General features: G+C 58.3%; 11 protein-coding genes and 1 tRNA gene. 3 read left to right on the top strand and 9 right to left on the bottom strand.

Annotated elements, in window-relative coordinates:
* Positions 1 to 287 precede the first annotated feature (287 nt).
* The 3 genes from DV706_RS00610 to DV706_RS00600 all read right to left on the bottom strand — a co-directional run bounded on the left by DV706_RS00610 (position 288) and on the right by DV706_RS00600 (position 2,810).
* Complete coding sequence (locus DV706_RS00610; RefSeq protein WP_006067795.1) at positions 288 to 821, bottom strand: Rrf2 family transcriptional regulator; 534 nt, start codon at positions 819 to 821, stop codon at positions 288 to 290.
* A 222-nt stretch (positions 822 to 1,043) separates the two neighbouring features.
* A complete protein-coding gene (locus DV706_RS00605) occupies positions 1,044 to 1,976 on the bottom strand; it encodes a ZIP family metal transporter (RefSeq protein ID WP_006067794.1) in 933 nt (310 codons plus the stop codon).
* 153 nt (positions 1,977 to 2,129) lie between these two features.
* Positions 2,130 to 2,810 (bottom strand): metal-dependent transcriptional regulator, encoded by a 681-nt coding sequence (locus DV706_RS00600; RefSeq protein ID WP_006067793.1) that lies wholly within the window; start codon positions 2,808 to 2,810, stop codon positions 2,130 to 2,132.
* 86 nt (positions 2,811 to 2,896) lie between these two features.
* On the opposite strand from DV706_RS00600, the gene rocF reads away from it, so the two are divergent.
* Both rocF and DV706_RS00590 read left to right on the top strand, forming a co-directional pair.
* Positions 2,897 to 3,817: an arginase gene (rocF, locus tag DV706_RS00595; protein WP_006067792.1), complete on the top strand. Its 921-nt coding sequence runs from the start codon at positions 2,897 to 2,899 to the stop codon at positions 3,815 to 3,817.
* Positions 3,818 to 3,933: 116 nt separating this feature from the next.
* Positions 3,934 to 5,088: an NAD(P)/FAD-dependent oxidoreductase gene (locus DV706_RS00590; RefSeq protein ID WP_006067791.1), complete on the top strand. Its 1,155-nt coding sequence runs from the start codon at positions 3,934 to 3,936 to the stop codon at positions 5,086 to 5,088.
* 142 nt (positions 5,089 to 5,230) lie between these two features.
* On the opposite strand, the gene DV706_RS00585 is transcribed toward DV706_RS00590, so the two are convergent.
* From DV706_RS00585 to DV706_RS00560, 6 genes are all read right to left on the bottom strand, one after another.
* Positions 5,231 to 5,767 carry an acyltransferase gene (locus tag DV706_RS00585; protein ID WP_006067790.1) on the bottom strand — a complete coding sequence of 179 codons (537 nt, stop codon included), beginning with the start codon at positions 5,765 to 5,767 and terminating at the stop codon, positions 5,231 to 5,233.
* A gap of 103 nt (positions 5,768 to 5,870) precedes the next feature.
* Positions 5,871 to 6,686: an Nmad3 family putative nucleotide modification protein gene (locus tag DV706_RS00580; RefSeq protein ID WP_006067789.1), complete on the bottom strand. Its 816-nt coding sequence runs from the start codon at positions 6,684 to 6,686 to the stop codon at positions 5,871 to 5,873.
* Positions 6,687 to 7,117: 431 nt separating this feature from the next.
* Positions 7,118 to 7,188: transfer RNA gene (locus DV706_RS00575), tRNA-Pro, on the bottom strand.
* A 174-nt stretch (positions 7,189 to 7,362) separates the two neighbouring features.
* Entirely contained in the window at positions 7,363 to 8,283 is a 921-nt protein-coding gene (locus tag DV706_RS00570; protein ID WP_006067788.1) for an RNA-guided pseudouridylation complex pseudouridine synthase subunit Cbf5, read from the bottom strand.
* 5 nt (positions 8,284 to 8,288) lie between these two features.
* Positions 8,289 to 8,864, bottom strand: coding sequence for a (d)CMP kinase (gene cmk, locus DV706_RS00565; RefSeq protein WP_006067787.1), 576 nt, complete (start codon positions 8,862 to 8,864; stop codon positions 8,289 to 8,291).
* Between the two features lie 153 nt (positions 8,865 to 9,017).
* Entirely contained in the window at positions 9,018 to 9,971 is a 954-nt protein-coding gene (locus DV706_RS00560; protein WP_006067786.1) for a DUF106 domain-containing protein, read from the bottom strand.
* 229 nt (positions 9,972 to 10,200) lie between these two features.
* Here DV706_RS00560 and DV706_RS00555 point away from each other — a divergent pair, with 229 nt between their 5' ends.
* Positions 10,201 to 11,742 (top strand): DUF7289 family protein, encoded by a 1,542-nt coding sequence (locus DV706_RS00555; protein WP_083902075.1) that lies wholly within the window; start codon positions 10,201 to 10,203, stop codon positions 11,740 to 11,742.
* The last annotated feature ends 17 nt before the right edge of the window (positions 11,743 to 11,759 follow it).

Raw genomic sequence — 11,759 nt, 5'->3', positions numbered from 1 at the left:
ACGGCGCCGCGTTCCTTTTTTCGCGTCGCAGTCGACACCAGCAGAGGGATCGGATCGTGCGCGAGCTCGAACTGACTCGAGAGTCGATACCAGATGTGTTGGCGGTGGGGTGAACGGTGTCGCCAGACCGCTGGCGGACGTGACTCACAGTCAGTACGAAGTTGGCTGCAAATGTGTCCGGTGGACGATGACCTCGAGTGTGTGACCGACTCCACGCCGGGCTGTCCAATAGGAGCAGTTGTCGATAAGAACGGAGACGAGACGAACTGCCAGCGCCGAACGCGCGTTCAGTGTGCTGGTTCTTCGGCAGGCGCGACCATGTCCTCGATCCGAAGGATCAGAATATTGTTCGTGTCGTCTTTCCCGTCGACACGCCCTTCGATAACGAGTTTCGAGAGTGGTGTCGGTCCGACGATGACCGAGTCATCCTCGTGGATCTCACCCATCGCTCCCTGGATGTGGATCTCAGCACGGCAGAGTTCGGGGTGGTGAACACTCGAGAGGTCGATTTCCTCGACGATGACGTCGTCTACAGGCTGGCCTTCGTGCTCGAGTGGGACGGAGGCTGGATCATCCATCTGCTGGATTTCGAGCGCCTCGTACGCTGCTGCGGTTGGTTTATATCCTCCTTTCGGGCCTGGTACGCCTTCGACCAACTGCAGGGCCTTGAGACTCTGCATCTGGTTTCGGATCGTGCCGGGGTTCCGGTCGACCTGTTCGGCGATATCCTCACCTTTGATCGCGGATTCCGATTCCTTGTGAAGATTCGTTAGTGCCCGGAGGATTTTCTTCTGGCTGGGGGTGAGTTCGATGGATGACATACTGGGATATTCGTAGTTGATTTCCTTAAACCCGACGGGTGAGTCAGGTTGTTTCGCTAGGATTTTGATCTTTGAGCCGCCTATAGTAAGGCGTTTTGCTTCGGGAGCGGTCTGTGAGTTGGTGTCTGTTTGCGTCGCTCTAGGAGACTGTTTGCTGATACCGTCTGTTACCACACGGTGATCGATAGACGTGTGAGAACTGCTGTCACCATCTCGGCAGCCTCAGACTGGAACGAGCCAGCCCTCGAGGACGAGGTCGGTGAGGACGTCCTCGAGGAAGAACATGAGAACGAAGCCGCCGACGAACGTTGCCGTGTTCGTCCGACTCAGGACGGCTTCGGCATCAAAACGGATGAGTTCGGCGACCTCGATGAGCACCTGGATAATCGCACCGACAGCGATCGCATAGAAGAGAACGGCAAGCAGTGGCGAGTTTGCGAAGCTGCCGATCCAGCCGCCGAGGATAACGGGTCCGCCAGCGATAATGCCCATCGCAGCGAAATGTCGAAGTGGTGGCTGGTCCCTATCGCGGGCGACTGCCGCGACGACAGTCGGCCCTTCCATCACGTTGTGCATGACGAACGCCAACACGAGCAACATCACGAGCGTCGCATCCCCTTGGACGTAGGCGACACCGATCCCGAGCCCCTCACCAATGCTATGCAGTCCCAACGCGAGCGCGACGAGGTAGGCAATGTGGAGCCCACTTTTGTCCTGGCTCGACATTTTGTGCTGTCGCCACTTGCTGGCGGCATACATCACAGCAAACGTCCCCCCGACACCGACGACAGCGACTGTTCCTGCAGTGAGCGCGCCGTCGACCTCGGCGCCGTACTCAATGATCTCTTCGGTCATCTCGACGGCAATAAACGCAAGCACACCGGCCGCAAGCGCCATAAACGCATGGAGATACTTCGGCTCGAGATTCCGGATAAAGGGAAACCAGAGCATCCCGATCGCAACTGGAATGATGCCTGCAATCGCACCGATGACCGTCACCATCCAGACAATTTCGGCGGTGCTCGCCTCGTCAGCTGAACCGAGGCCGCTGAACGGCGACGTGAAATACAGGAGTCCGAACACGACTGCGAGAACTACCACTGGGCCAACAGCCAGCACCCATCGCGGGAGATCGTTGATCGATCGTGCTGTCATGAGGGCTCCTCCGTACCAGTACCGAAATATCGAGTCATCATTGACAAATGATTAGAGCCATCTAAACTTATAGCTTTTCCAATGGTCGGCAGTTAGACTGACTCTAAACGCAGCAGCTCACGGATTTCCTGAACAGATCTGTCCGAACTACCGTTATTGTTCGACTTCTGCCGGCGCAGCCACACGAACATGATGTGCGACAGATTCGGGCAACGAAACGGTGTCGTCGTGGCCGCTCGAGCGGGCGGTAACCATCCCGAAGGGAGCGACCTCCACGATCTCGAGTTCGACCCCCGGCTCGACGCCGTGCTCTGCGAGATACGAGAGCACCTCGGCATCGTGATCAGCGACTTCCTCGACGACCACGATATCTCCCTCTGCAAACTCGGTGACGGAGGCTCCGTCTGGCCGTTCCGGTGGCTCGAGGTCGGCGCTGGGGATCGGCGAGCCGTGGGGGTCGACCGTCGGCTGGTCGAGCGCGTCCGCCACGCGGGCCTCGAAGTTCTCGCTGATGTGGTGTTCGAGTCGGTCCGCTTCCTCGTGGACTTCCGCCCAGTCGTAGTCGAGATGTTCCGTCAGATAGGCCTCGAGCAGTCGGTGATGTCGGATCACCTCGAGGGCGACCGTTTCACCCTCGTCGGTCAACGTGACGCCGCGGTACTTTTCGCGGTCGACAAGTCCACGGTCCTCGAGTTTATCGAGCATACTGGTGACAGTCGGCGACGTGACGTCTAGCTCTTCTGCGATGGCCGACGTTTTGATCCGTTCGTCGGTCTCACGCTGGAGCTGGTAGATCGCCTTGAGATAATCTTCCATCACGTCGCTCAGCATCATCGTATCGGATTTTTAGTCCTATCTAAGCCTAAATCTGTCGCTCGCTCGATCGCCACGATCAAACCATGTCGCGTCATAGCACACGCATGGGACAGAGTATCAGAATTATCGGTGCACCGATGGACTACGGCGCTGATCGTCGAGGCGTCGATATGGGACCGTCGGCGATCCGATATGCAGGACTTGCCGATGGCTTGTCGCGTGCAGGTGTTGATCCAACCGATTCGGGTGATCTTTCGATCCCACGGGCAGAGGAGCGCGATCCGGATGCCAAGCAGCCGAGCCGGGGGAACGCAAAATTTCTCCGGGAGGTCGAAGACGTCTGTACACGGCTGGCCGACCGCGTCGAACAGACCCTTGCAGACGGCGAGTTTCCGCTCGTTCTGGGTGGTGATCACTCGGTTGCGATCGGCTCGATGCAGGGCTCGTCCAGAGACGCCGATCTCGGCGCGATCTGGTTCGATGCCCACGCAGATCTCAATACACCAGAAACCTCACCTAGCGGAAACGTCCACGGGATGCCGCTTGCGGCGACGCTTGGCCGTGGGACGTTCGAGGACCAAGCGTGGGCCACCGCACCGCGTGTCCGGGAAGGATCGATCGCATACGTCGGCCTTCGGAGTATCGACGATCGCGAACGCAAACTCCTCCGGGACAGTGAGATGACTGCTTTCACGATGGCCGATATCGACGAACAGGGAATGACGTCGGTCGTCGAGACTGCGTTGGATGTTGCGACCACCGACACCGACGGCGTTCACGTAAGTCTCGACCTCGACTGGCTCGACCCCAAAACAGCACCCGGTGTTGGGACACCAGTTCGCGGCGGTGTCACCTACCGGGAAGCTCACGCCGCCCTCGAGACCGTCTCTCGGCGACATGAGAGTGGCGGTATTCTCCGGTCGATGGATGTCGTCGAAGTGAACCCGATCCTCGATGAGGGTAACGAGACAGCGACGCTCGCGGCCGAACTCGCGGCAAGCACGTTCGGAAAGCGGATTCTGTAACCCGACTCACTTGCTCGTCACGGAACAGACCCGCTAGAAGTATGTTAACTGTGAACATACCACTCATTGGTTCGTGTTCCAACACCTTTGTATCGTAGTGTATCTATTTGCTAGGTATGACTGAGAACGTCGTCGTGCTCGGAGCTGGCTATGCTGGTGCCGGTGCGATCAATAAACTCCAGTCGGAGCTTGGAGGCAGCGTACGACTCACATGGATTGCGGACGTCGATTATCACCTGGTTCTTCACGAATCACACCGCGTGATCCGTGACCCAAGCGTCCGCTCTGATATCACGTTCCCGATCGATCAGATCGCGGACCCATCGACTCGCTTTATTCAGGACGAGGTCACCGGTCTCGACGTCGACGAACAGGTTGTCGAACTGGCCGACTCCGATGACGTCGAGTACGATTACGTCCTCGTCGGCCTCGGCAGCCAGACCGCCTACTACGGTATCCCCGGCCTCGAGGAACACTCGCTGACGCTCAAAAGTCTCGACGACGCGCTCGAGATTCACGACGCCGTCAAGCAGGCCAGCCAGGACGCCACCCGCGGCGAGCCCGCGCAGGTCGTCATCGGCGGCGCTGGGCTCTCGGGTATCCAGACTGCCGGTGAGATCGCGGAGTTCCGCGACAACCACCGTGCACCGATCGAAATCCACCTCGTCGAAGCACTTGACGAGATCTTCCCCGGGAACGACCCAGAGTGCCAGCAGGCCCTGCGCGATCTGCTCGAGGACGCTGGCGTCCGGATCCATACGGACGATCCGATCACCGAAGCCACCGAGGACGTCATCGAGTTCGACGAGGGCGAACCGCTCGAACACGACGTGCTCGTCTGGACCGGCGGAATTACGGGTCGTGATGCGTTCGACGATGTCGACCTCGAGAAAGAACACAACCGCGTCAACACGAAGGCCAACTTCCAGACCTCCAACGAACGCGTCTTCGCAATCGGCGACTCGGCAATCATCGACCAGGGCGACCAGCCTGCGCCGCCGACCGCACAGGCCGCCTGGCAGGCCGCAGAAGTCGCTGGCGAGAACATCTCTCGAGCCATCGAAAACCGCCCGCTCAAGACCTGGGAACACGACGACAAAGGGACCGTCGTCTCCGTCGGTGACAAGGCAATCGCCCACGACGTCGATATGTTGCCCGTCGATACCTTCGGTGGCTTCGCTGCGAAGAACCTCAAAAAGGCGATCGCCGCCCGCTGGATCGCAGACATCACGTCCTGGAACGAAGCCCGCAAGTCCTGGCCGTCGCTGTAGTTTCGCGACGTCCCCACCAGCTCCGATTGCTCGAGCAGAACGCGTTTTCGACGCGTCTTCTCGAGAAGCATCGTTTCTATCTTGCTTTTCTAACTGCTCATGCCGAGCGCTCGCTTTCTCCGGGCTGGCGCTCGTCGTGCGCTTATGACTCCGATTGCGGCTCCTCGTCAGTGTCGTCTGTCCCCATCGGCTCGGCTGGGACACCCGCAACAGTCGTATTCGGCGGGACGTCACGTGTCACGAGTGAGTTCGCCGCGACGCGTGCATCGGCACCGATTTCGACGCCCGGCAGAACGATCGCCCCGGCACCGATCATCGCCCGCTCTCCGATCCGAACCTCGCCCGTCCGATACTCGTCTTGCAGAAACTCGTGACAGAGAATCGTCGCGTCGTAGCCGACCAGCGCCTCCGCTTCGATCGTGATCAGTTCCGGCCAGAAGACGTCCGGCGTGGCCTCGAGTCCCCACGAAACCCCAGGTCCAACAGTGACGCCCAGCTGACGCAACAGCCAGCGCTTGAGCCGGAGACTCGGCGAGATCCGGACAAGCCAGATGACGAGATACGAAATCGCGACTCGAGCGGGACTACGAGCGGTCGGCCACCCGGACAACGAGTTGCCCGGCCCTGGTGTCGGATGCCGGCGAATGCGGTCGTGACGGGATGTGTTCTCGTCAGTCACTGTCGAGGAATACGACCTATCACTACATGAAACCGACCATGTCAACGCGCGAGAGCACGAGTCGAGGGCAGACATCTTCACACACGACTCTCTGACAGCCAGTCTATGCCGACTCGATCACTGCGTCATCTGCCGTCCGCTCTCGACAGCGTCCGACCTGCTGTCGAAAGGCATCGCTCGAGACTGCACAGCGATAGGCCGGTTTGTACATCATGTTCTCACCGCCGGCACGAACGTCCCACGCGTTTGCGATCTCCTCGCGCAGATAGTACTGTGCGCGTTCGTTGCCCGACTTGACGTAGTACTCCGAGAGTTGGATCGGATACCGATCGAACAGCCCGCCGGGCTCGCGGCCGTCGATGAGCACGACCGGTTTGCCCAGATAGCACTCGCCATCGCTGGCACGTTTCGTGTGGGCGTTCTCGGGGTGGGCCTCGAGGATCGCTTCGCGCTCGGCTTGGGGCATCTCGGGTGTGACGACGTCGACGCGATCGACGGTCATGTAGCCGATCAGATAGCGATGGGCGCGGTCGCCATCGGGACGGCGCAGGCCAGCATAGAAGCCGACGACATCGCCCGGCTCGAGCGCCCGAAGCCTCGAGACGTAGCCGCTGGTTCGGTGTTCGCCGTAGGTCAGGGCCTCAAAGTTCGGATCGCGATGGAGTGGCCAGGACTCGAGTTCGTCACCGGCGACAGTTCTGTCGGCATCGCCGATCGGCTGGGGTGTGATTCGGTTTGTGAGCGACGCTGCGGTACCCTCGCTTGCACGCAGGTCCCACGAGCCGAGGGTTGCGGTTTCGTCTGTTGCGTGTGCCTTCTCAGGGATCGGCACGTACTCGAAGCGCCCATCATCGTACAGTGGGGCAAGTGCCCCGAGGTTCGTGCTGTCGGCACCGACACCAGCGAGAACGACCGTCATTGCTCGGTGGTCGGCGTGGCTGGAACCTAAAACCGCCGATCGGTGGAGGCCGGTGCTCCCACTGTCGCTGTGTCGGTACTGTTCAACCCGGCACCGGTTTCGTTCAGAGAGGTTCGTGGCTGGGGACTGTTTCGTGAGTAACCAATACAGTGATGCTTGTACCGAACTTGGCCTCGGCCTCGAGCGCATCGCCGTCGACACCACCGTGCCGACAGCTCGAGTCAGCGGTCGACGATCGGAGCGAGATCGTCACGCAGACCACCCCTGGAGAACCTGTTGAGAAGGTTGAATTATGCCGAAAGCGAGAATTGGATTTTCGGCAGGCTCAGAGGGTTGAAACCCCAGGAGTTGAACATCTAGATAATATTGAGTGGGACTGCCGAGGTACCGCTTCGCGGCACCTCGTACTCCCAACTTTGCGACGCAAAATATGGGACCGCCGAGAATTGAACTCGGGTCCTACGGACCCCATCCGCAGAGGATACCACTACCCCACGGTCCCGTGTTTCATCCGACGGCTGTCTGCTGTTTAAGCGTGTCGTTTCACAGTGAGTGCGTGACGATATCGCGTATCGAATGCGATCCCGTTGCTCGATTCAGACGGGCTCCAATCCGTCAGTGCCGGTGTGTCGGCGACCGTCCTGCAGGCGAAAGGACAGTGACAGAGCAGACCGTCTCAGACCAAAACGCGCTCGAGTGAGACCACAGTCCCCTGGTCGGCCTTCGGATCACCGACCAGCGTTCCGAGACAGACCGCAGCCCCGTTCGGCGTATGACAGGCGAGCAGGTCGCCAGTGGCGACGCCGTCGTCGATCCCGAGGACGCCCGGCGCGTACACTGGGGCTCCGTTTGCGACCTCGCGGGCGGCGTTCTCGGCGATCGTAACGCGTGGGATGTCCTCGAGGATCCGTTCGGCCGGATCGACGACCTCGTAGAGTGGTTCGGGGTCGTCGTCCTCGAGCCAGAACGCGAGCGCGTCGAGGAACTCGGAGGCGCTGTGGAGATCAGTGTCGTCGAACGGCGTGGTCGCCGTCCGTCGGAGATGTCCCATATGGCCGCCGGTGCCGAGTGCGAGCCCCAGGTCGTGGCAGAGTTTGCGGACGTAGGTGCCACTCTCACACCGAATCCGCAGCAGGATCTGTCGGTCGTCAGTTTCGAGAACCTCGAGGTCGTACATCTCACGCACGCGTAGACGACGCGAGACTGCACTTTTTCGCGGCGGCTTCTGGTAAATCGGCCCTTCGAACTCGGCGATGACGGATTCGGCATCGACCGGAACCGGTGCGTGACACTCGAGGACCGCCACGTACTCTTTGGGACCCTCGAGAAAGACCTGCGCGAGCCGGGTCGCCTCGCCGAGCATCACGGGGAGACAGCCGGTGACCTTCGGATCGAGTGTGCCTGCGTGGGCTGCCTGATCGATCGAGACGTCAGCGCCGCGCTCGGAGAGCGTGTCGACAACGGCATCTCGCAGCCAGCCACTAACCTGATGCGAGGATGGGCCAGGTGGCTTATCGAGGTTGACGACACCGAAGGTAAGCAGTTCGGCGGGCGTCCGTTCGTCGGGTGGACCACGGAGACGAGAGTGGTTAGCCATCGGAGTCAGAACTCGTATGTGATCGGAACGTTGGTCTGTCCTTCGTCACCATCTGCGCCGTACTCTCCAACGGCGGTCACGAGCATATCGAGGACGGCATCGGGCTCCCAGCGAGCTGTATTCACCGAGAGATCGTAGATCGTCAGATCCTGAATATCGATTCCGTAGTACTCCTGATAGCGTTTCGCCTCGCTGGCTTCGCGGGCCTGCGTCTCCTCGGTCGCTCGCTTGGGGTCTTTCCCTTCGCGCTCGGCGATCCGCTCGCCACGAACCCGTGGTGGGGAGTCGAGCCAGAAGCGGAAATCCGCCTGCTCGCCGGCCAGCCAGCCAGCCAGCCGGGACTCGAGGACGAGATCGTCTTGCTCGACGGCGATCCGTCGAAGGCGCCGATCGAGATCGCGATCGATCTGGTCGTTTTCTTCGGCCAGTTTGTTGAACTCGAGCGGCGTATAGCCCCGTTCATCGGCCAGTTCTCGGAAAATGTCACCGCCGCTGATATGATCGAGATCAAACGCGTCGGCGAGCAACTCCGCAGTGGTGCTCTTCCCGCTGCCCGGCGGGCCGGAGACGGTGAGTAACATATTCGAACTGCGCGGCGGCCGGTAAAATGGGTTTTGAATCGGTCGACGGACGAACACTGGCTTGATAGCTCGGCTTGCAGTCGAGCCGATTGCTATCTGCAGCGATTTGAAACGGAAAACGAAGGCCTCGCCAGTCGGATGCTAAATCCGATCTCAGGCCGTCGACGGCGTCATATCGATGTTCAGTGCCTTGCGCAGCAGCTGCGTAAAGCCCATCGAACAGAGGAAGTACCAGAGGATCCAGGCCGGCATCGGTCCGAGCAGTCCTGAACTCCAGCTCGTCTCGCCGACGATCGGCATGATGATCGTCGCTTCGGCGCTTCCGATCCCCACGCCGTGGATCTTCCAGTACATCCAGAGGAACAGTGGGATGGTAAACAGCATGATCCAGACCATCGGTCGGAACTGCTCTTTGAACATCCCGAGGTTCTCCGCCATGGCCTCCATCTGCTCTTCGCGAACCTCCTCGAGTTCCTCCTCAAGGCGCTCGAGTTCAGCGTCGCTGGCGCCGCGTTCCTCGGCTTCCTCCTTGCGCTCGCGGACGTCCTTTTGTTTGTCCTGCATCGATTTCATCCGCTCCTGATACTTGCCCATGATTTCGGGGTTCATCAGGTTCGCCTGCAGCAGCGTCGAGTACAGTCCGGTCAGCAACGCCACAGAGAGAATGACCGCATAAAACGGCAGCGCGGCATCAAGCGGCCCCAGGAACATATCGAGCGCGCCACCCACTGTATCCCGGACGGACTCGATCCAGTAGCCAAACATCAACAGGAGTGCACCCACACCTGCCAGTTTGTCCCACTGTGACCACTGGGATTCCTCGGCATCGATATCGACATCGGTGTCGAAGCTCCCACCGTCACCGTCACCGTCGAGAGCCTCGTCGTAGGCCTCACGATCGGCGATTTCGAATCCCTCGTCGCCGTCGACCAGTACGCCCTTTTCAATCAGTCGACCCCATTGTCCACTCGACAGGTCGTCGTTGACGTCGGCCCACTGGACCTCGCCCCCGTTCCTGTCGGCTTCCTCGCGGATCGCCTCGAGGGCGTCGCCCATCGAGGAATCCTCACGAACGAGGTCGTTGATCTTCTCCGCTGTACGAGTCATCTGCCTGGGACTAGGGCACGTTCGGTATACAAGTGTTTATCTTCGGTTGTCAGCCGATCGCCTGCTGTCTTGGCCTCGTAGCCACATGACAGCTCAAAAACTATTCTGGTTGACTCGAGAGAGAACCCCTTCCAAACAAGGAGAGAAACGCGAAATCACTGGATCTGGCTATTCGTAACATGTTGGATTGACCGATTATATTAATATGGTGACTATCGAAACAGAATACATGAGCGTACCACGCGGGACCGAAACAACGATGTTGTCGGGGAGGGCGCAATCGACGCTAATCGGGATCGTGCTTCTAATCGGCATGGTCGCGATTGGGAGTCTCGGAATTTTTCTCGTTGCTAGTGACATGTTGACTGATGTTGAGCAGGAGTCCGAACACGACCGCGTCGAGAATTCGTTCGTCGAGTTGAGCCAGCAGATGGAAACGGCGTCGTCAGACGATGACGTTTCGCGCTCGATGGATATCGACGCCGGAGAAGACGGCGCTGTCGTGATGAGTAATACGGGTAACCTCACTATCGAGGGCGGTGACGTCAACAAAACGATTCCAATCGGCGCGATAGAGTACACCGGCGACGACGGGACCAAAATCGCCTATCAGGCTGGCGGCGTCTTCCGAGAAACGGGCAACGAGACACGGGTCGTCTCGGCACCACCGATCAATTATGACGCGGACTCCGAGGCGCTCTCGTTTCCGATTATCAAGACTCGAGACGAGGCACAGCTTGACTCCGGAAACATCCACGTCTCACACCACAAAACCAATCCGCTACAGGAGGCGAGTCTCGTTGAGAACGATACCGTGACGATAGAGGTCGAAAGCGAGTACTACCGTGGTTGGGAAGCGTATTTTAAGCAGCAGGGTGGTGCCACGACCGTTCAGAACGTCGAAGTACATGACGATAATCGTGGGACGGTAACTGCAGAGTTCGGCTATATCGAAGGCGAAGCGGTTTTCGACTCAGGAATAACGGTTTCCGAACCACCTGGCGAAGATGGTAACGTAGATATTAATGAAACAGACTTCAAAGTTAGACATCATTCGATGCAAGAACTTGATGATGTCATTGATGATTTAGTTGATGATAAAAACTCATCAGAATATTGGGTGTCCTCTGATAAACCATGGTCGATAGATGGTGGAGAAACACTAACACACACGGACTCTCCAAATGGAACATATTTTGCTGATAACATAGATATTGATGGAGATTATTCACAAATTGACGTCTCTCATGGGAACGTAACAATAATACTCGATGGGAGCATCGAAATAGATGGAAATAATAATTACGATGACGAGGAAGGACTTTTAGTCAATGGAACTGAAGGAAATGATCACGTAGTGCGATTATATTTGACAGAAAATATTTCTGTTGAAGGAGGTGGTGTTGGACCATCTACAGTTGGGGAGGATCTTGATGCTGAACGGTTCCAGGTATACGGGACGTCAGAAACCTCATTTAAAATGACAGGTGGTGGTTTTGAAGGACTCATATATGCTCCAAGTAATAATTACTCTGGAACGGATGATGGAAGATGTTCTTGGCAACAAGCATGTTTGCATTCTAATCCAAGTTATTATGGTGGTCTCTATGTTTCCTCGGTTTATTATCAAGGCGGGAACGAGGTTAATTTCGAATATGATGAAAGCCTTGAAGATGCGGAGATCGATATCTATCCTGATGGCTACACGCTACCACCACAGCTAACCTACCTCAACGTCGCCGAACACAAGGTCGACGTCGAAGGGAACTAACGCCCGCGAAAAACTGC

The organism is Natronorubrum bangense, from assembly GCF_004799645.1.
In the GTDB taxonomy this organism is placed as follows: Archaea; Halobacteriota; Halobacteria; order Halobacteriales; family Natrialbaceae; genus Natronorubrum; species Natronorubrum bangense.
This window is presented reverse-complemented; position numbering and strand designations above follow the sequence as displayed.